At 66.5% G+C, this 20389-nt stretch carries 18 protein-coding genes; 9 read left to right on the top strand and 9 right to left on the bottom strand.

From position 1 onward, the window contains the following. From AC5JJ6_RS13590 to lptE, 7 genes are all read left to right on the top strand, one after another. Positions 1-1421, top strand: a 1421-nt coding sequence (locus AC5JJ6_RS13590) for an oligosaccharide flippase family protein (protein WP_496042563.1), incomplete at its 5' end; no start/stop codon positions are given. Positions 1422-1493: 72 nt separating this feature from the next. Beyond that, the gene (locus AC5JJ6_RS13585; RefSeq protein WP_496042562.1) at positions 1494-2489 is read left to right on the top strand and encodes an SDR family NAD(P)-dependent oxidoreductase; all 996 of its coding nucleotides are present in this window, start codon (positions 1494-1496) and stop codon (positions 2487-2489) included. A gap of 45 nt (positions 2490-2534) precedes the next feature. Next, positions 2535-3539 carry an MraY family glycosyltransferase gene (locus AC5JJ6_RS13580; RefSeq protein WP_496042561.1) on the top strand — a complete coding sequence of 335 codons (1005 nt, stop codon included), beginning with the start codon at positions 2535-2537 and terminating at the stop codon, positions 3537-3539. Further along, positions 3539-4510 carry an NAD-dependent epimerase/dehydratase family protein gene (locus tag AC5JJ6_RS13575; RefSeq protein ID WP_496042560.1) on the top strand — a complete coding sequence of 324 codons (972 nt, stop codon included), beginning with the start codon at positions 3539-3541 and terminating at the stop codon, positions 4508-4510. Before AC5JJ6_RS13580 ends, AC5JJ6_RS13575 begins: the two co-directional genes overlap by 1 nt. Positions 4511-4514: 4 nt before the next feature. Beyond that, positions 4515-6455 carry a polysaccharide biosynthesis protein gene (locus AC5JJ6_RS13570; protein WP_496042559.1) on the top strand — a complete coding sequence of 647 codons (1941 nt, stop codon included), beginning with the start codon at positions 4515-4517 and terminating at the stop codon, positions 6453-6455. 1 nt (position 6456) lies between these two features. Continuing rightward, positions 6457-7674 (top strand): O-antigen ligase family protein, encoded by a 1218-nt coding sequence (locus tag AC5JJ6_RS13565; RefSeq protein WP_496042558.1) that lies wholly within the window; start codon positions 6457-6459, stop codon positions 7672-7674. Positions 7675-7720: 46 nt separating this feature from the next. Beyond that, complete coding sequence (gene lptE / locus AC5JJ6_RS13560) at positions 7721-8266, top strand: LPS assembly lipoprotein LptE (RefSeq protein ID WP_496042557.1); 546 nt, start codon at positions 7721-7723, stop codon at positions 8264-8266. A gap of 184 nt (positions 8267-8450) precedes the next feature. Here lptE and AC5JJ6_RS13555 read toward each other — a convergent pair whose 3' ends face one another. Continuing rightward, a complete protein-coding gene (locus AC5JJ6_RS13555) occupies positions 8451-10697 on the bottom strand; it encodes an LPS-assembly protein LptD (protein WP_496042556.1) in 2247 nt (748 codons plus the stop codon). Between the two features lie 325 nt (positions 10698-11022). Between AC5JJ6_RS13555 and AC5JJ6_RS13550 the strand changes: the two genes are divergently transcribed. Further along, positions 11023-11646 carry a LysE/ArgO family amino acid transporter gene (locus AC5JJ6_RS13550; protein WP_496042555.1) on the top strand — a complete coding sequence of 208 codons (624 nt, stop codon included), beginning with the start codon at positions 11023-11025 and terminating at the stop codon, positions 11644-11646. Between the two features lie 101 nt (positions 11647-11747). On the opposite strand, the gene ahpD is transcribed toward AC5JJ6_RS13550, so the two are convergent. Together ahpD and AC5JJ6_RS13540 are read right to left on the bottom strand one after the other, a co-directional pair. Continuing rightward, positions 11748-12278: an alkylhydroperoxidase, AhpD family gene (gene ahpD, locus AC5JJ6_RS13545; protein ID WP_496042554.1), complete on the bottom strand. Its 531-nt coding sequence runs from the start codon at positions 12276-12278 to the stop codon at positions 11748-11750. 179 nt (positions 12279-12457) lie between these two features. Then, positions 12458-12997, bottom strand: a complete 540-nt coding sequence (locus tag AC5JJ6_RS13540; RefSeq protein WP_496042553.1) for a peroxiredoxin — start codon at positions 12995-12997, stop codon at positions 12458-12460. Positions 12998-13108: 111 nt separating this feature from the next. Here AC5JJ6_RS13540 and AC5JJ6_RS13535 point away from each other — a divergent pair, with 111 nt between their 5' ends. Then, positions 13109-14041: a LysR substrate-binding domain-containing protein gene (locus tag AC5JJ6_RS13535; RefSeq protein WP_496042552.1), complete on the top strand. Its 933-nt coding sequence runs from the start codon at positions 13109-13111 to the stop codon at positions 14039-14041. Positions 14042-14105: 64 nt separating this feature from the next. Here the strand turns inward: AC5JJ6_RS13535 and AC5JJ6_RS13530 are convergent, their stop codons facing one another. The 6 genes from AC5JJ6_RS13530 to AC5JJ6_RS13505 all read right to left on the bottom strand — a co-directional run. Then, positions 14106-15464, bottom strand: coding sequence for a TldD/PmbA family protein (locus AC5JJ6_RS13530; protein WP_496042551.1), 1359 nt, complete (start codon positions 15462-15464; stop codon positions 14106-14108). 124 nt (positions 15465-15588) lie between these two features. Then, a complete protein-coding gene (locus tag AC5JJ6_RS13525; protein WP_496042550.1) occupies positions 15589-16812 on the bottom strand; it encodes a multidrug effflux MFS transporter in 1224 nt (407 codons plus the stop codon). Between the two features lie 90 nt (positions 16813-16902). Beyond that, positions 16903-18060 carry a DUF3616 domain-containing protein gene (locus AC5JJ6_RS13520; RefSeq protein ID WP_496042549.1) on the bottom strand — a complete coding sequence of 386 codons (1158 nt, stop codon included), beginning with the start codon at positions 18058-18060 and terminating at the stop codon, positions 16903-16905. Positions 18061-18143: 83 nt separating this feature from the next. Beyond that, positions 18144-18704, bottom strand: coding sequence for a hypothetical protein (locus AC5JJ6_RS13515; protein WP_496042548.1), 561 nt, complete (start codon positions 18702-18704; stop codon positions 18144-18146). Between the two features lie 46 nt (positions 18705-18750). Beyond that, entirely contained in the window at positions 18751-18897 is a 147-nt protein-coding gene (locus AC5JJ6_RS13510) for a hypothetical protein (RefSeq protein WP_496042547.1), read from the bottom strand. A 246-nt stretch (positions 18898-19143) separates the two neighbouring features. After that, a partial coding sequence (locus tag AC5JJ6_RS13505; RefSeq protein ID WP_496042546.1) for a UbiD family decarboxylase occupies positions 19144-20389 on the bottom strand: 1246 nt, incomplete at its 5' end.

The following is a 20389-nucleotide window of genomic DNA, read 5'->3' as shown; positions in this document are numbered from 1 at the left end:
AGCGGCGCGGACGTATCGGTTCTTCGGTGGCACTTCAGCTCCCCCTCTTCATTTCCCGGAATGCCGCGTTCATGCGGCTGGCGCGGGGCGGCGGCAGCGTCATGGCGCTGAACGTCGCCGGCATGGCGCAGGCGCTGCTGCTCCAGGTCGTGCTGGCGCGCCTGCTGGGCCACGAGGGTTACGGCCAGTTCGCCTATGTGATGGCCTGGATCAACATCCTGGTCTACGTCGCCGTGATGGGACACGACTCGCTGGCCATGCGCAGCGTGGCCGCCCATCATGCCCGGCAGGAATGGGCGCTGCTGGCCGGCGTGCTGCGCCATGCCACCATCCTCGTAGGGACGCTGAGCATCGCGCTTTCCTCGCTCGGCGCCTTGCTGGTCTGGAAGGGGCATGAAGTCCCCGACGATCTCGCCGCCACCTTCCTGGCCGGTTTCGTCGTGCTGCCGCTGCTGGCGCTGCTGCGGCTGAATGCCTCAGTGCTCTACGGCCAGGGGCGCGTCGTGCTCGGCACCGCGCCCGAACGACTCGGGCGGGATGCGGTCGTGCTGGCGCTCACCGGCATGGCCGTGCTGATCGCGGCGCCGCTGACCCCGCCGGCGGTGATGGGATTCGTCGCGATCGGCGGCGGCGGCGCGCTGGTCCTGATCCTCTATCTGCGGCGGCGGATCGCGGTTCTTCCCGCCGAGGCGCCGCGCGCAGTCTATATGCGCCGCAAGTGGATCGCCTCCGCCTTCGTCCTGGGCCTCACCGGCGGCAGCCAGCTCCTGCTTCAGCGCAGCGACGTCCTGATGATCGGCTGGCTGGTGACGGCGGCGGATGCGGGCGTCTATGTCGTCGCCTGCAACGTGGCCGAGCTGGTGCTCTTCCCGTTCCTGGCCGTCAGCTCGATCGTGGCGCCGTCCTTCGCGGCGCACTACGCACGCGGCGAACGCGCGGAGATCGCCTCCTTCATGAGGACGACGACGCTGAGCACGCTGGCCGGCTCGCTGCTGATCGGCATCCCGCTTTTCGTGCTAGCGCCCTGGATCCTCGGGCTGTTCGGTCCCGAATTCGTGGACGGCGCCAACGCCGCGCGCATCCTGATGTTCGGCATCTGCCTGCGGGCGGTGATCGGACCTTCGCATCTGATGCTGACCATGACGGGCCACGAAAGCCACGCGTTGTGGGCGCTGGGCTGTGCCGCCGCGGCCAATATCGCGCTCAACCTCGTCATGATCCCGGCCTTCGGGATCGAGGGTGCTGCCTCGATGACGACCCTCGCTCTGCTCGGCAGCCAGATCGCAATGGCGATCATGGCGTGGCAGAAGATTGGCGTCGCTCCGGCGCTGCTGCCGCGGATGCTGATGCCGAAGTCGGGCGGGCCGCCTGCCGGCTGGCGCGGCCCCGCTTCCAATGCGCCGGAATCAGAAGGGCTATGACTGAGTTGCGCTGGCGCTCCCCTATCGACTGGCCCATATAGCCCGCCGTACGGAACAGACCGAGGTTTTTGGATGACGATCTTGATAACAGGAGCCGCCGGCTTCATCGGCTCCCATGTCGCCCAGGCGCTTCTGGCGCGCGGCGACCAGGTGGTCGGCATCGACAATCTCAACGATTACTACAGCGTCGCCCTCAAGCGCGCCCGTCTCGAACAGCTCGAAGGAAAATCCGGTTTCCGCTTCATCCAGGCGGATGTCAGCGACAGGGAATCGATCGGCAGCGTGCTCGCACAGGTCAAGGCCGGCGGCGAAGACATCACCGGGATCGTCCATCTGGCGGCCCAGGCCGGTGTACGCTACTCGCTGGAAAACCCGTACGCGTACGCCGACGCCAACGTCATGGGACAGGTCGTCATGCTGGAGGCGGCGCGCAGCCTCGACCGGCTGGACCACTTCGTCTATGCCAGCTCCTCGTCGGTCTACGGCTCCAACACCAAGCTGCCGTTCTCGATCGACGACCCGGTGGATCACCCGGTATCGCTCTACGCCGCGACCAAGCGGGCGGGCGAGCTGATCACCCACAGCTTCAGCCATATCCACAAGCTGCCGGCGACCGGCCTGCGCTTCTTCACGGTCTACGGTCCCTGGGGCCGTCCCGATATGGCGGCCTATCTCTTCTGCGACGCCATCATGGCGGGCCGTCCGATCCGCGTCTTCAACGAAGGCCGGATGGAGCGCGACTTCACCTATATAGACGACATCGTCGCCGGCGTCGTGGCGGCGCTGGACCGTCCGGCCACTCCGGACGAGCGCGGCGTCCCGGTCCGGCTCTACAACCTCGGCAATCACCGGTCGGAAAACCTCCTCCACTTCATCTCGGTGATCGAGGACGCCCTGGGCCGCAAGGCGGAGAAGAGCCTGGAGCCGATGCAGGCCGGCGACGTGCCGGCCACATATGCCGATATCGCAGCGACCCGGCGCGACCTGGGCTTCGATCCGGCGACCCCGATAGAAGTGGGTATCCCCCGGTTCGTGGCGTGGTACAAGGCCTATCACGGCATCGTCTGACGCCACAACTCCTGCTGATGGGCCGAAAGCGGCCCGGATACCCTGATGATCGATGCCCTTGGCCTGTTCGAAGTAGCGTTGCTTGCCGGTACCGCCGGTTTGTCCTGGATGGCGACGGGTGCCGTCCTGCACTACCTGCGCCGCAACGCGATCCTCGACCATCCCAATGAACGCAGCAGCCATAAGATCCCGACACCGCGCGGCGGCGGCTGGGGGATCATGCTGACCCTGTTGCCCGCGATGGCGCTGATCGGCTGGATCGTCGGCCATTTCGACCACGTCCTTCCCGCCTTCGCCGGCGCCGTCGGCCTGATGGCGATTTCCTGGATGGACGACCGGCGCAGCCGGCCGGCCGGGCTGCGGTTCGGGATGCAGATCGCGGCGGTCGCGGTCGGGCTGGCGGCCCTGCCGCCGAGCGCCCTGGTCTTCCAGGGCTGGCTGCCGTTCTGGCCCGACCGGATCTTTGCTGCGGTCGGCTGGCTGTGGTTCGTCAACCTGTTCAACTTCATGGACGGCATCGACGGCTTGGCGGGGAGCGAAGCGTTCTCGATCGGCATCGGGCTGGCGGTCGTCGCCGTCGTCGCGAACCTGGGCTATGTCCCGCTGTGGCTGGCGCTGGCGGCGGCCGGCGCCGCACTGGGCTTCCTGGGTTGGAACTGGCATCCGGCCAAGGTCTTCATGGGCGATGTCGGCAGCGTGCCCCTGGGCTTCATCCTGGGCTGGCTGCTCCTGGCGACCGCCGCCTCCGGCCAATGGGTCGCGGCGGTGCTGGTGCCGCTCTATTTCCTGGCGGACGCCACCTTCACTCTGCTGCGCCGCCTGTTCGCCGGCAAGCGCATCTGGGAAGCGCACCGCGAGCACATCTACCAGCGCGCCGTCCAGGCAGGCCACAGCCACTCCGACGTCGTCCTCAAGGTGATCGCCGCCAACGCCGTGCTGGTGGCGCTCGCCGCAGCATCGGCCGGCATCGGCTGGCTGGCGCTGCCGCCCGGTCTCGCCCTCGTCCTGGGCCTCATGATCTGGCTGCCCCGGCCTGCCCGGAGGGCATGATGCGCATTCTCGTCACCGGCGCCAACGGCTTCGTCGGCTCGGCGCTGATCCCGATCCTCTCCAGCCGCGGCCACCGGATCCGCGCCTCGGTCCGCCGTCCCGGCGTAACACCCGTTCCGGACACCGTCGTCACCGGGGAGATCGGCCCCGATACCGACTGGAGCCGGGCGCTGGAAGACATCGATATCGTCGTCCATCTGGCGGCGCGCGTCCATCAGATGGACGATCCGGCCGACCCCGATCTGGTGATCGGCGCCTATCGCCGGATCAACGTCGAGGGAACGCGCCGTCTGGCCGAAGCCGCCGCCGCGGCCGGCGTCCGCCGCATGGTCTTCGTCAGCACCATCAAGGCCGTCACCGAGAACAGCAGCGATACCCCGGTGACCGAGGCCATGCAGCCGGCGCCCGAAACGCCCTATGGGATCTCCAAGCTGGAAGGCGAGCAGGCCCTGGAAGCGGTCGGCGCCCGGACCGGGCTGGAAACCGTCGTGCTGCGCCCGCCGCTGGTCTACGGCCCCGGCGTCGGGGCCAATTTCCTGCGCCTGCTGACGATCTGCCGGAACGCGCTGCCGCTTCCGCTCGGCGCCATCCACAATCGCCGCAGCCTTGTCTTCGTGGAGAACCTGGCGGGCGCCATCGCCTGCTGCGCCGAGCATCCCGCCGCGGCAGGCGGCCGCTTCCTGGTCCATGACGGCAAGCCGCTCTCGACGCCGGAGCTGATCCGGTCGCTGGCCGCCATCATGGACCGCCCGGCGCGGCTGTTCAGCGTTCCGCCCGTGCTGCTGCGCGGCGCCCTCACCGTGATCGGGCGCGGCGACGCCTACGACAGGCTGGCGGCATCGCTCGAACTGGACGACCGGCACCTGCGCAGAACCTTGAGCTGGCAACCGTCCTGGTCGCAGGAAGACGGCTTGCGCCTCACCGCCGAATGGTTCAATGCTTCGGCTGATTTAACCAATGGTACCAGTTGATTCGATGAAGATGGATCGCTCCGGGCTCGCCTATCTGCACGATGTCCTGATGACGGGCCTCGCCTTCGTCGCGGCTTTCTACATGCGCGTCGGCGATCAGCTTTTCGGATACCACTTCGACGGGCTGGTCCAGGGCCTGCCGGTGGTCATGCTGACCGGGGCCATCACCTACCGCCTGTTCGGCCTGTATCGCGGCATCTGGCGCTACGCGTCGACGCCCGACCTGATCCAGGTGACCAAGGCAGCGACCATCGTTTCGGTGGTGTCCGTCCTCCTGCTGTTCCTGCTGACCCGGCTCGACACGATCCCGCGCTCCATCCCGGTGATCCAATGGTTCGTGCTGCTGATCCTGCTCGGCGGCCCGCGCTTCGCCTACCGCCTGTTCAAGGACCGCCGGTTGTCCCTGTCGGACCTGTCGGGCAACGACATCCGCATCCCCGTGCTCCTGGTCGGCGCCGGCGACGGCGCCGACCAGCTGATCCGCGCCCTGTCCCTGTCGCCGCAGGCGGTCTACCGCGTCGTCGGCCTGGTGGACGACAAGGGCGGGCGCGTCGGCCGGGCGATCCGGGGCGTGCCGGTGCTGGGCGACGTCGACTCGCTTCCCGCCGTGGTCGAGAGCTTGCACGCACGCGGCATAAAGCCGCAGAAGCTGGTCGTCACCAAGCAGGAGTCCGAGACGGACCGCGATCTGATCCGACGCCTGCTCGACCTGTCCGAGCCGCTCGGCCTCTCCCTGAACCGGCTGCCCAATCTGACGGAGTTCAAGGACGCCCTTGGCGAAGGCAAGATCGAGCTGCGCCCGGTCGCGGTGGAAGATTTGCTGGGCCGGCCGCAGACCGTGCTGAACCGCGACGCCATCGCCGGCCTGATCGCCGGCCGGCGCGTGCTGGTGACGGGTGCCGGCGGCACCATCGGCAGCGAGCTGACGCGCCAGATCGCGGCGCTTGGCCCGGCCGAGCTGACCATGGTCGATGCCGGGGAATTCAACCTCTACACGATCGACGGGGAAATCCGCGGCCGCTTCCCCGGCCTGCCCTGCAACAGCGTGATCGCCGACGTCCGCGACCGCAGCCGCATCGCGGCGCTGTTCCAGCAGACCCGCCCCGACCTCGTCTTCCACGCGGCGGCCCTCAAGCACGTCCCCCTGGTGGAAGCCAACCCGGAGGAGGGCGTGCTGACCAACGCGATCGGCACCCGCAACGTCGCCGACGCCGCCCGGACCGCCGGCACGCGGGCGATGGTCCTGATCTCCACCGACAAGGCGATCAACCCGAGCAGCGTCATGGGCGCCACCAAGCGGGTGGCGGAGGCCTATTGCCAGTCGCTCGACCTGACTCCCGGCGCCGAGGGCGCCAGCACCCGGTTCATGACCGTCCGCTTCGGCAATGTGCTGGGGTCGAGCGGGTCGGTCGTCCCGCTGTTCCAGCGCCAACTGGCATCCGGCGGTCCGCTGACCGTCACCCATCCGGACATGCGGCGCTACTTCATGACGGTGCGCGAAGCGGTCGAACTGGTGCTCCAGGCCTCGGCCTACGGCTCCGCCCATCCCAACGGACGCGGCCGGATCTTCGTGCTGGACATGGGGGAACCGGTCAGGATCGTCGATCTGGCGCGCAACATGATCCGGCTTGCCGGCCTGCGCCCCGACAAGGACATCCGGATCGAGTTCACCGGCCTCCGCCCCGGCGAGAAGCTGTTCGAGGAACTGCTGTCGGAGGGCGAGACCCCGACCCAGACCGAAGCGGACGGGGTCTTCCAGGCATCTCCCCGCGTCATCGACCACGCCCTGATCAACAAGACCATGGGCGAGCTGGAACAGGCAGCCCGCGCCGGCGACCGTCCCAGGACGATGTCGATCATCCGCACCCTCGTCCCCGACCATACGGCCGAAGCGGCGATAGCCCACCCGGCTCCCCAAACCCGCCAGGAACTGGGCACACCCTGACATGACTTCCCATGACAGGACGCCGCGGGCCGCCCCGGCGCGCTTCGCAGCCGTCTACCTGACAGCCATCCTGCTGGCCCCGCTGGTGTCCGTCACCGTGCCGCGCGGTCTGGCGCCCCTGCTGATCGCCGCTTCCGTCATCGGCACCGTGATGTTCCGGCTGGACACCGGCCGCTGGCCGGTGCCGTCGGCCCGCTGGCTGCTGATCCTGGGCGGCTTCCTGATCTACTGCGCCGGCACCGCGCTCTGGAGCATCCGGCCGGCGCAAAGCCTGAAGCAGACATGGGAGCTTGCCTATGCGCTGATCCCGGCCCTGCTGATGGCGACGGCGGCGGTCCAGGCCAAGGTACCGCTGGTCGACAGCCGGCGGGTCCGCTGGTTCCTGCTGGCCTATTTCGCCGCGGTCATCCTGCTGATGCTCGACCTGCTGCACGGGTTGCCGGTCTATCTGGCGATGCGCGGCGGCGAGGCTCGCGATCCGGCGCTGGAAGGCTCCCTGATCAACCGGAACATGGTCGCGATGGCGGCGCTCTGCTGGCCGGCCTTCCTGGCGTTCTGGCTCCGGCGCGAATGGGGGGCCGCGGCCCTGCTGCCGGTCGGGATGATCGTCCTGGTGACGGGCGGCAGCAGCGAATCGGCGATGGTCGGGCTGCTGGTCGGCCTCATCACGCTGTCCGTCGCCATGGTGGCGCCCAACTTCACGCGCATCGCCCTTGGCGTCGGCGTGATCGTCACCTTCTTCGGGACCATTCCGGCCATGGAATGGCTTTACAGCCTCGACCTGATCGACCGGGGAACTCTGCCGTTTTCGTTCCTGCACCGGATCGAGATCTGGCATTACGCATCCAACCTCGTGTTCGAACGACCTCTGTTCGGCTGGGGCCTGGATTCGTCGCGCTCCATCGCCGAAAAGGTGATCCTGGAGCGCGGCGGCTACGAGTTCCCCGTGCTGCCGATCCATCCGCACAACGCGGTCCTCCAGGTCTGGCTGGAACTGGGGCTGGTCGGGGTCGGCTTCGGCATCGCCATCGGCCTGACCGTCCTGCGCGGCATCCGCGATCTTCCCCGCCCGAGCCAGCCGGTGGCGCTCGCGGCCTTCGCCGGATCGATGGCGATGCTGTCGGTCGCCTATGGGGTCTGGCAGGTCTGGTGGCTCGCGGCGCTGATCCTGTCGATGCTGATGATCCACGTGCTTGCGCGTTCGTCGCGAGTTGGATAGCTTCGGCAAAGCTGATCGTACCGGCCATGCCGGCTGATTCGGGTCCATGAATATCGTCGGGTGGCTGATGCCGTCGTTCAAGAAATTCCCGCTCGCCGGGTGGGGGCTTCTGCTCTCCCTGACGCTGCTGCCGGGCTGCGGCTACCAGCCGCTCTACGGTGCCAATACGCCGGCGGCCCAGCAACTGCCCCTGGTGCAGATCAACAACATCCCCGACCGCCTGGGCCAGCAGCTCCGCAACAACCTGATCGACAAGTTCTATCGGGACGGCCGCCCCGCCTCGCCCGAATACACGCTCGACATCTCGCTGGTCCCCAACGTCTACAAGCTGGGCATCGCCCTGGACGACAGCGCCACCCGTGCGGAACTGAGCCTTGCGGCGAACTACACGCTCCGCAACATGCAGGGTGCCGCCGTCCTCAGCGGCACGACGACGTCGGTGACCAACTTCAACATCCTGCGCAGCCAGTACGCGACCCTGATCGGGGAGCGGGACGCCTATGACCGCAGCGTCGTGCAGGTCTCCGAAGACATCACCCGCCGCGTCTCGCTGTTCTTCAACCGCGCCCCGGTGACCGCCAGCGCGCAATAATACCAAGGCCGGAAAGTTCCGGCCTGCCGACGCGTCGATGTCGGGCTGAAGAGGCCCGGCCTGCGAATCGACCTTGCGTCGGCATCGGTTTTTCCTGCGGGAACGTTTTCAGCCAGCGTCATCTGTGGGCCGAGCCTCTTCAGCCCGGCACCAATGCCCCTGATCGGATCAAGGCATAACCCGATCAGGACGCCGTGCGGCTCGTCGTAGAGGCGCCGCTGAGGATCGGCGCTTCCACTTCGCCCAGGTTGCGGAAGACCAGCCGGAAATAGATGGTGTCGCCGCCCTCTTCGCCGGACCGCACCGTGTTGTCGCGCTGGCCGATCAGCTGGAACGTGAAGCACTCGTCGGTGTATGTCAGCGACGCGCTGGTGCTGCGCAGCTTGTTGTCGGCCGCCTGCAGGTCACGGTTCTGAGCGACGGAAACCGACCAGTGTTCCGAGAAGTTCGAGCTGAGCGACGTCGTCAGGTACTCGCGCCGGGGCTCCGTGTCGCCCGTGGTCGGGCGGTCGCGGTAATAGTAGTTGGCTCCGGCGCGCAGCAGCGGAACGCCCGCACTGATCCGGAACTGCTGGACCTGCGCTTCCAGGTCTTCTTCCGCCAGCTGGAAGTCGTATTGAAGGTCGAGATAGGGACCGGGTGAAACCCGGATGCGGCCTACGATATCCGAATAATCCTTGCCGAGCCCCGAAGCGACCAGCGTCGCGTCGTCATTGTTGGACAGCTGATAGCTCTGGCCCAGGAAGAACTCCGAGAAACCGCCGCCGAAGCCGTAGACGCCCGTGTTGACGCCATAGGTGACGCGGGTGCCCGAGTCGAGCCGGTCCACGCCGGGGAAGCGGTTGGTGCGGAACAGGTTGGTCGGGCTCAGCTCGATGTCTTGGCTGTCCTCGTTCGGGATGTCGTCCTGGTCCTTGAGGGAGGGCGAGGTGGTAAAGGACACGATCGGCTCGACCACGTGCTGAACCGACCCGATCTGGCGCGCTACCGGATAACGCACCGTCACCTGCCCCTGCGGGAACAGCCGCAGGTCGGTGTCGGTCGTGCCGCGTCCCGTCGGATCGTCCGGCCGGACATAGTCGGTGACATAATAGGCGTCGCTGCGCAGGGTGCCGCTGACCGTCGTGATGAACCCGGTATCGGCCATGAACTCCCGCTGCCAGCCCGCTTCGACCGAGGCGCGCTGGGTATCGCGCCCTTCCGACCGCTGGAGGCCCACCAGTCCCAGGTCCAGCGACCAGCGGCCGCCCAGCACCGAGTCGGGTTCGCCGAGCAGCTGGGCCTCGGCCATCGGGATCACGAAGGGCTCGTTCTCGCCGTTCTCGCGCAGGTCGTCGAACTGATAGGCGTTGGCAACGGCGTAGTTGCGGCCCCGGAACCCTTCGATGAAGGCGCGGCTGGTCAGGATGTCCTCGCCGCTGATCCGGTAACGCCGCAGATACGACCGGTCGGACGTCTTCTCCAGGTCGAAGCCGGTACGCCACGTGTCGTTCAGATCGAACAACCCGTTGCCGAACAGGTGCCCGCGCCACTCGTCTTCCTTGACGGCGCCCGACGACGTCTTCCGGTCGGCATTGACGATGCTGCCGTCCAGCAGCAGGCGTCCGTTCTCGAAGCGCTGCCGCCATTCGGCGCGCATCTGGACCCCGTCTTCCGAACTGAAGAGGGGTGTCAGCGTCAGGTCCTTGTCCGGAGCGATCGTCCAGTAATAGGGAACGGCGCCGAAGGTGCCGAGATTGCCGCCATACCCGAAGACGGGGCTCAGGAAACCGCTCTTGCGGTCCACCGAGGGGTCCGGATGGGCGAAGTAGGGCGTGTAGAGGACCGGAATTCCGAACATCTCCAGCCGGGCGTCCCGGTAGACGATCTCCTTCTCTTCCTTGTCGTGGACCACCCGGTTGGCCCGCAGCTGCCAGAGCGGCGCCCGCGTCGGATCGCTTTCGCAGAGATTGCAGGGCGAATAGACAGCCCTGTTGATTCGCATGTAGCGGCCCTGGTCGGTCCGCTCGGCCTCGGTCCCCGCCACCCGGGAGTTGTCGGTCAGCAGCACGCGGACCTGCTGGACGAAGCCCTGCGCCAGATCGTTGGTCAGCTCCGAATAATCGGCGAAGATCACGTCGCCGCTGGGCTCCAGCAGGCGGATATTGCCCGTGGCGGTGACGACGCTGGTCTTCTCGTTATAGGTGACGCGATCCGCCAGCAGCAGCCGGTCGCCCTGCGCCAGCTCCACGTCGCCGGATGCGATGACGATGCCAAGGGTCTCGTCATAGGTCAGCTCATCGGCGTTCAGCAGGACAGGCTGGTTGCTGCCGCCGTCGCCGCCGCCGCCTTGCGCCAGCGCCACGGCCGGAATGGAGACTGCGGCGACCATTCCCAAGGCCATCAGGCCGCCGCGGAAGCCGTTGCGCAGACGCCTCTTCGGGCGTTTCAAACCGATGTTCCGCAAGGAGAAAGCTCGCACACGAATACCCTTCGAAGCAGCCGGGACCGGATGCTCCATAGTGGAGGCGGATCAATGGCATTGGGACTGGCAATCCGCCACCCTTTTGCGGCTTTCTGATTAGTCGAACCCCGCACGGGAGGCAAGCCGCATCCGATAAGCCGGATAGACAAAAGCCATGGGTGCTGCACTCCGGCAACCCTCGTGCGGTTCGCCGCGCGGGATTAACGCCGCACCGTCCGATCCCCGGTTTCGGTCGGCCTGCGGGATGGGCATACTCCGCCGCGTTTTTCTGGCGCGGATTGGAGAGTCGGTCTTGGAATATCTGGCGGTTCTGGCACGAGGAATCCTGCTCGGCATCGTGGTCGCAGCACCCGTGGGGCCGATCGGGCTTCTGTGCATCCGCCGCACGCTGGAAGGCGGCGTCGTCATGGGATTCGCGACCGGCCTGGGAGCGGCGCTCGCCGACGCCACCTTCGGCGCCATCGCCGCTTTCGGCGTCAAGGCGATGACCGACTGGCTGACGGGGCATCAGTCGACCTTCCGGCTGGTCGGCGGCGCCGTGATGCTGGCAATCGCGTTCGTCAGCTTCCGGACGGAGCCGCGCCCGCGTGAGATCAAGCGCGACATCAGCACGGCGCTGGGCGGGTTCGCGGTCGGATTGGGACTGACCCTGACCAACCCGGTCACCATCTTCGCCTTCGTCGCGATCTTCGCCGGATTCGGCCTTGGCGGCGAATTGAGCGGCGAGAGCGAGGCCATGACCCTCGTCCTCGGCGTCTTCCTGGGATCGGCGCTGTGGTTCCTGACGCTGAGCAGCGGCGTCGCCCTGGTCCGGCATAAGATCTCGGACCGGATCTTCCGCTGGATCAACCGGGGCGCCGCCGTGATGCTGGCCGCCTTCGGCATCTACGCCCTGTTCACCGGGCTCGCCGGATAGCGGCGGCCCGGACATGAAAAAGGCGCCGCCCCCCGATGGGGACCGGCGCCTTTTTCAAACTTCGGCCGGACGGCGTCGCAGGCGGTCCGGAACCGCCGGGATCAGGCGAGAGCCGCTTCCCCGTCTACCACGGCGGCGACGGCATGGATCACCGAAGCGATCCGGATGACGTCCTGCACGGCTTCCTTGGAGACGCCCTTCTTGACGACCTCGTGCTCGTGGCTCTCGATGCACATGCCGCAGCCGTTGACGGCCGAGACGGCGAGCGACCACAGCTCGAAATCGATCTTGTCGACGCCCGGATTGCCGATGATGTTCATGCGCAGACGCGCCGGCATCGTGGCGTAGTCCTTGTTCGCCGACAGGTGGACGAAGCGGTAATAGATGTTGTTCATGCCCATGATGGCGGCAGCGGCCTTGGCGCCGTTCAGGGCGGCGGGCTCGAGGTGCTGTGCCGCGTCGGCGACGACGGCGCGGATGACATCCGGCTGGCGCGACGCGAGGGCGGAAGCGACGGCCGTTCCCCAGGCCTGCTGCGGGGTCAGGTTCGGGGTGTTGAAGACGCCGGACAGGTTGAGCTTAAGGTCCTTGGCGTAATCGGGCAGCTTGCCCCTCAGCGCTTCGATCGACATGGCGGGCGGTTCCTGATGTGCAGTGGTAGTCTTGGGAATGGTCTTGGAGGATGGTCTTGAGTCGGCCGGCTTGGGATGTCGCCGGCGTGGGCCGGGGGGCGCCGTACCCGGCGCCCCCCGTTCAGTGCCCGCACCCTCGGAATGGAGCTTCCGCGGGACTTTGAAGTGCCGTTTCCGGATCAGGCCGCCTGAAGCGTGTCCTGGCCCTTCTGCCAGTTGCAGGGGCACAGCTCGTCGGTCTGAAGGGCGTCCAGAACGCGCAGGATTTCCTGCGGGTTGCGGCCGACCGACAGGTCGTTGACCGAAGCGAAGCGGATGATGCCTTCCGGATCGACGATGAAGGTGGCGCGGAGTGCGACGCCTTCCGTCTTGTCCAGGATGCCGAGCTCCGTGCTCAGCTCGCGCTTGATGTCGGCCAGCATCGGGAACGGCAGGTCGCGCAGGTCGTCGTGGTGGACGCGCCATGCGTGGTGGACGAACTCGCTGTCCGTGGAAGCGCCGAGCACCTGGGCGTCGCGGTCGGCGAACTCACCGTTCAGCTTGCCGAAAGCGGCGATCTCGGTCGGGCAAACGAAGGTGAAATCCTTCGGCCAGAAGAACACGACCAGCCACTTGCCCTCGTGGGAGCGCTCGTTGATCTGGGTGAAGGCGTCCTTCATGTCGGTGGAAACGACGGCCTTGAGGTCGAACGCGGGGAACTTATCGCCAACAGTAAGCATGAAACTCGCTCCAGTTTTGTTGCGGTGCACTAAATTCGAACAGTTCCAAACTGGCCATGTCCCCGCGATAATTCCAATCGCTTTTTCTGAAGGCTGTGATAGGACGGACCGATGAGCCATGCCGTCACATTGAAGCAGCTGCGCTATCTGGTCGCCGTCGCCGACACCCTCCATTTCGGCAAGGCGGCCGATGCCGCCAACATCAGCCAGCCCAGCCTGTCAGCCCAGATTCAGCAATTGGAAGAAACACTTGGCGCCCAGTTGGTAGAGCGGACCAAGCGCCGTGTGCTGCTCACTCCGGCAGGAACCGAAGTGACTGCCAGGGCACGCCGCATCCTCGCCGAAGTGCGCGACCTGACCGACAGCGTACAGGGAAAAGCCGGCCCTTTGGCAGGGGACCTGCGACTAGGTGTCATACCTACGGTCGGGCCGTTTTTGCTCCCAAGGGTGCTTCCTTCGCTGCGGCGCACATACCCGGATCTTCGTCTTTACCTTCGGGAAGACCAGACGGAGCGACTCGCGGAGCGTCTGAAAACCGGCGACCTAGACGCGCTGCTGCTCGCCATGCCGGTCGACGAGCCTTCGTTCGAGGTCGATCCCCTGTTCGATGAAAGCTTCGTGGTGGCGCTGCCCGCCGGTCACCGGCTGGCGGCACGCAATCAGGTGACCGAATCGGATCTGGCCGGCGAACACCTGCTGCTGCTGGAGGACGGGCACTGCTTCCGGGAGCAGGCGCTGGCCATCTGCAACAACCCGCGCCCGCGTGAGCGGGAGCGCGAAAGCTTCGCCGCGACGTCGCTGGATACGCTGCGTGAAATGGTCGCAAGCCGGATCGGCATAACCCTGCTGCCGGCACTGTCGGTGACGGGCGCCTCGGCCCCCAACGGCTCGATCGAAATTCGCCCCTTCGCCCGCCCCTGCCCATCCCGGCGGATAGCGCTGGCCTGGCGCCGGGAGGCGGCCCGCACTGCGGAGTTCAGGATTCTGGCGCAGTTCCTGCGCGACAACCTACCGCTCGGCGCGGACGCCCTGGGACAAGGGTAACCGGACATCCCGCCGTGATGGAAGGGAGGGCGCCGGGCCGCCCAGGACCCGGCCCCACACGCACTCAGGTCCCAGCGATCGTCATGCCGTCGATCCGCACCGTCGGCGCATCCATGCCATAGCGGAACTCCAGGTCGCTGGCCGGTTCCATCTCCAGGAACATCTGCTTCAGGTTGCCGGCGACCGTCAGCTCACTGACCGGATAGGCGATCTTGCCGTTCTCGATCCAGAAGCCCGCCGCACCCCGGCTGTAGTCGCCGGTGATGCCGTTGATGCCCATGCCCATCAACTCGGTGATGTAGAGACCTTCCTTGATGTCGGCGATCAATTCGTCCGGCGTGCGCTGGCCCGGCATCAGGTACAGGTTGGTCGGACCCGGCGACGGCGGCCCTGACGTCCCGCGCGAGGCGTGCCCGGTCGAAGTCAGCCCAAGCTGGCGGGACGAGCGCAGGTCGAGCAGCCATGTCGTCAGCCGGCCTTCCTCGATGATGTTCCGGCGGGTGCAGGCAACCCCTTCCCCGTCGAACGGCTTGGACCGCAGCCCGCGCTTGACGTGCGGATCGTCGACGATGGTGACGGAGGAGCGGAAAAGCTGCTCGCCCATCTTGTCCTTCAGGAAGCTGGTCCCGCGTGCGATCGACGGGCCGGTGATGGCCCCGGACAGGTGGCCGATCAGGCCGCGCGAGACGCGCGGGTCGTAGACCACCGGCACCTGGCAGGTCTTGACCTTGCGCGGGTTCAGCCGGCGCACCGCCTTTTCGCCGGCGCCCCGGCCGATCTCGTCCGCCGCCGCCAGATCCGACGCGAAGACCTTGGAGCTGTAGTCGTAGTCGCGCTCCATGCCGGTGCCGGTCCCCGCCAGCACCGATACCGACAGGCTGCGGCGCGAGACGGAATAGGCTCCGGCAAAGCCGTTGCTGGCCGCGATGGCGACATGGGACCGGCTCCAGCTCGCCTCGGCGCCTTCGGAGTTGGTCACTCCGGGGACCGCCATCGCCGATTCCTCGGCGATCCGCGCCTGCTCGATCATCTGCTCGGCCGACGGCTCGGTCGGGTCGTCGATCTCAAGGTCGGTCGGCCAGTTCTTCGCCAATTGCTCGGGATCGGCCAGACCGTTGAAAGGGTCTTCCGGCACGTTGCGGGCCATCGCGACCGCGCGCTCCACCACCGCTTCCAGCGTCTCCTTGCTGCGGTCGGTGGTCGAAACGATGGCCTGACGCTTGCCGACGAAGACGCGCAGCCCCAGGTCGCCGGCTTCCGCCCGCTCCAGCCGCTCCGGCTGCCCCAACCGCTGCGACAGCGACAGGGACGCCCCGTCGAACAGCACCGCGTCGGCGGCGTCGGCTCCGGCCGCCTTGGCCTTGCCGATCAGGTCTTCGAGCAGCGAAAGGGCGGCGTTATGGGAATCGGCAGGCATCGACATCTCCGGTCAGTGGCGGTAAGCGCATCAGCACTTCGGCATCTCTACCAAAGTGGGCACCCGGACCGGAAGATGGCAGGGGGTGACCTCGGATGTCTCCCTGAATTTGCGGTCCGGCGCATTTCGCTCAGTCGGTCGTTCCCGGAGCCGGCACCGTTCCGTCGGCACGCACCCGGACGCTGACGGCCAATCCGTAGGCCAGCAGCGACAGCAGGACGGCGACCATCATGACCGCGACCATCGCCATCTGGTCGTCGCCCTTCAGGAAGCCGACAGCCACGGTGGAAACGGCGCCGACCGACATCTGAAGGAAACCCAGCAGACCGGACGCCGACCCGGCGAGCCGTGGATTGACGCTGATCGCCGCCGCGATGCCGTTCGGCATGCCCAGGCCGTTGCCGGCCGCGACGATGCACATCGGCAGGAAGATGCTCGAGGCGGAGAACTCCCCCGCCAGCCCCAGCACCCCCATGACCAGCACGCCGGTCAGGTTGACCAGCGATCCCGCCAGCACCAGCCGCCGTGCCCCGATCTTGACCGCCAGCCGCGCCGCGATGAAGTTGCCGAGCGCGTATCCGGCGGAAACCAGGATGAACAGCGCGCCGTACTCGCTCGCCGGCCGCTTCAGCAGCTCGATCATGATGTAGGGCGCTCCCGCCAGGAACGCGAAGAACACCGCCGTCGTGAAGGCCGTGTTGAGCGCGTAGCCCAGGAAGACGGGGGATCGCAGCAGCTCGCCGTAGCCCGCGGCCATGCCGCGCAGGCCCGGCAGCGGCTGGCGCTGGAAGTTGGTCTCCCGCGCCGAAGCGAGGCACCAGACCCAGACCACGGCGCCGAACGCCAGCACGAACAGGAAGCTGGCCTGCCAGCCGAACCAGACGTCCAGGAAGCCGCCGATGGCGGGCGCCAGCGCGGGGGCGACCGCCATCGCCATGGTGATGTAGGCGAGCGTGCTGGCCGCCTTGTCGCGCTCGTAGACGTCGCGGACGATGGCGCGGCCCAGCACCATGCCGGCGCAGCCGCCGAGCGCCTGGACGACGCGGCCGCCGATCAGCAAGCCGATGGAGGGCGCCAGGGCAGCCAGCAGGCTGCCGATGACGAACACGCCGAGGCCTGCCAGCAGTACGGGCCGCCGGCCGAACCGGTCGGACAGCGGACCGTAGATCAGCTGGCCGCAGGCGATGCCGACCAGATACAGCGTCAGCGCAAGCTGCGCGGTGCCGTAGTCGGTGTGGAAGACGCGGACCAGCCCCGGAAGCGAGGGCAGGAAGATGTTCAGCGCCAAAGGCCCGATCGCGGTGATCGCGATCAGGATGGCGATGGGGGGCGGCCGTACGGCGGCGGGAGGCATGGGACGATCACCGGAGCGGCAGCGGAAACCACCAAGGGTAAACCCATGTCCCCGCGAACCAACGCCCTACATCGGCATGGCTGGGTTGCGTCAGGGCTTCTTCGGAAGCGGAAACACGTCGGCCGCCACGCCGGCGCCATCGGGAGCAAGCCGCTCTGGTGACGGGTTGTCATAGACGACCAGGACGGCTGCCGGTTCGCCCGGCCGGTCGAACAGGGTGGCGCCCTCGGCGTGGTCGATGCCGGCGCCGTAGGGGATATCCATCACCCGCTCCAGCCGGTCGCGCGGGATGACGGTTTCCTCCCGCTGGTTCCAGGCGCCGCGCCAACGGTACAGCACGACAGGACCGTCCAGGTCCATGGTCGGCCCGGCCAGGATCAGCAAATCGTCGCCTTCCAGCGACATCTCGCGGATGCCCAAGCCGTCGAGATCAAGGAAATGCTTGCGGTAGCGCTCGCCGTCGGGTCCGATCCGGCGCAGCTTCAGCCCGGTGGACTTGGCATTCCTGCCCTTCTCCGTGACTTCCAGTTCCAGGATCACCGCCCAGCCGCGCAGCACCGGCCCCCGCATCCCTAAGAAAACCCGCTCTCCGCGCGCCGAGATGCCTTCGATGTCGAAGCCGTTGTCCTTGGACGGGATCGCCATGAAGCGGCTGAGATGCTCGTCCTTGGCCAGCGCCTTCGACAGCGCGTTGGCTCCGCCCGCCTCCATCTTCAGCCGGCCGGCGGTCAGCGCGTCGCCGCCCTCCTCCTTCGCCGGCGCCGTCCGGCACAGGGTATAGATGCCGTCCTCGCTATCCCGGACCAGCGGGACGCGTCCCAGCAGATAGCGGTTCGGCTCGCATTCGACCGTGGTCAGGCGTTCCAGCGCCTCCTCGATCCCATGCTTGTCCGGGTCCGGCTTCTTGCGCTTCAGGCTGTGCGACCCGCAGATCCAAAGGTAGTCGCCATCGACCGACAACCCTTCGATATCCACCTCCCCCTCGACCGGCAGGTCGAAGAAATCGGTCAGCCGGTACGGGGTGTGGTTGCCGAAGGTGCGCCAATCTTCCGTCGTCAGCCGCTCGATGGTGTCGGTCTCATCCGACGCCACCCACAGGCAGCGCCCCGACTGCTTGATAACCGACAGGTTGTTGCGAAGCGGCTCCGTGACCTGCTCGCCCAGGGCGTCATGGTGCCGGAAGTCCAGCATGACCCGCTGCGGCTCCGCCGGCGGCTTGAGGTTCGTCTTCTTTTTCCCGGCAGCCATAATGGCTCTCCCCAGCGCTTCTGTTCCGCCGTCACAGTGCGGGGAGAGTGTTTGCGGGTGCAAGGGCGCAAAGTGCAGGCTTGCTAACGAAACCGGTGGGGTCGTCCTGGATTGCGGAACTTGTAGGGAACCCATACCCCGCGCCGCATGTAAGCTTCAAAGAAGAACAGCATCGCCGACAGGTCGCGCTCGATGTCCGGATGCAGATCGCCGACGAACGGCTCCGGCCAATTCGCGCGACCGTAGAATGTCATAAGGAAGCGTCGGTTGATCTGTGGGTCTATGTTGAGAAAGCTGCCAAAACCAAAGCGCGCAAATGCCGAAGTGGCGGCGAAGGTGACGTTGACGTAATCGACATGGTCTGCACTGGCATGCCGACATGTCAGTGGCCGCGCCGACATGATTCCATACACATGAGCGGTCGTCGCAAGAACAACTAAGCCGAGGGATCGGGTATTGGGATTGTTCCGCAGGCGACTGAAGATCCGGTTGGCGGTTTCTACCGCTGCTGCGGCTTGAAACAAATCGAAGTCCAAATCGCTAGCATCCACGGCTTGAACACTGATCTGAATGCTTCGAAATTGCGCCTCGAAGACATTCTTAAGCCACTGTGCACCACTCGGCGCGTGGTCCATCAAATCCATGATTGAAGCGATTCAAGTATTCAGCAAAGACTCATATCAAATATTATTAATGAGGATAATTCAACATTTCTTCTACTTTCGCCCTTACTTCCTTATGATGCTTGCGCATATAGGCAAGTCCCGCCTCATGGTCGTTGAACAGGGCGATGTCTCGCGCTTCCTGAATGCGCCCGCCGAAGATGAAGGCCGCCATGTTCCATCCGACTTGAACGACAGGCTTGAACGCCCTGCGCAAGCGTCTCCTCCATCGTAGAAGCGTTCCGGAATAATCCGTTTCGTTCCGATGCGGTTCCCGTGGATGGGCGGTCACTGGCGTATTCCTCTGATCTCAGGGAGACCGCCGGTCTCGACCACACGGCGGTACCCACGATTTCGAGGTATGATAGCGCGGGAACCTGCCGGAGGCCAATCCCGATTACAAGTTTGCCTGTACCTGCCCTCACTTCCAGATCGGCTTGCCGTGCAGCGGAATGCCGTAACTGTCCCACTTGCGCGTGACCTCCTTCACGACATCCTCGTCCATCCGCAACTGCTGGCCCCATTCGCGCTTGGTTTCCGGCGGCCACTTGTTGGTGGCGTCCAGTCCGACCTTGCCGCCAAGACCGCTTTCCGGGCTGGCGAAGTCCAGGTAGTCGATCGGGGTGCCCTCGACCACGGTGATGTCGCGGGCCGGGTCCATGCGGGTGGAGACGGCCCACATCACGTCCTTCCAGTCGCGCGCGTTGATGTCGTCGTCCACGACGATCACCCATTTGGTGTACATGAACTGCCGCAGGAACGACCAGACGCCCATCATCACGCGCTTGGCGTGGCCGGGATAGGCCTTCTTCATCGACACCACGGCGATCCTGTACGAACAGCCCTCCGGCGGCAGCCAGAAATCCACGATCTCGGGGAACTGCTGGATCAGCAGCGGAATGAAGACCTCGTTCAGCGCCTCGCCCAGCACGCTCGGCTCGTCCGGCGGACGCCCGGTGAAGGTGGAAAGATAGATCGGGTTCCGCCGCATCGTGATCGCGGTGACGTGGAAGACCGGGAACGGCTCGACCGCGTTGTAGTAGCCGGTGTGGTCGCCGTAAGGCCCTTCGTCGCCGTATTCGTCCAGGCTGACCAGCCCCTCGATCACGATCTCGGCCTGCGCCGGCACCTTCAGCGGGATCGTCTTGCAGTCCACCAGCTCGACCTTGCGGCCCCGCAGCAGACCGGCGAACTGGTATTCCGACAGGGTATCCGGCACGGGAGTGACAGCGGCCAGGATCGTCCCCGGATCGGCTCCCAGCACGGCGGCGGCCGGCAGAGGTTCCCGCTTGCCTGCCGCCGCCCAGCGGCGGTGGTGCTGGGCGCCGCCCCGGTGCTTCAGCCAGCGCATCAGCGTCGTGTTCCGCCCCGTCACCTGCATGCGGTAGATGCCGAGGTTGTAGTCGTCCTCCCGCTTCTTGCCCGGACCTTTGGTGACCACCAGCGGCCATGTGATCAGCGGAGCAGGCTCGCCCGGCCAGCAGCCCTGGATCGGCAGGCGGCCAAGGTCGATGTCGTCGCCTTTCAGCACGACCTCCTGGCAGGGCGCCGACGATACCGTCTTCGGCTTCATGGACAGGACGGTCTTGACCAGCGGGATCATCTCCATCGCCTCGCGGAAGCCGCCCGGCGGCTCCGGCTGGCGCAGGAACGCGAGCGTCTCGCCG

This window comes from Skermanella sp., assembly GCF_059503625.1.
The sequence above is the reverse complement of the archived record's forward strand: the minus strand, read 5'-3'. Positions and strand labels throughout refer to the sequence as shown.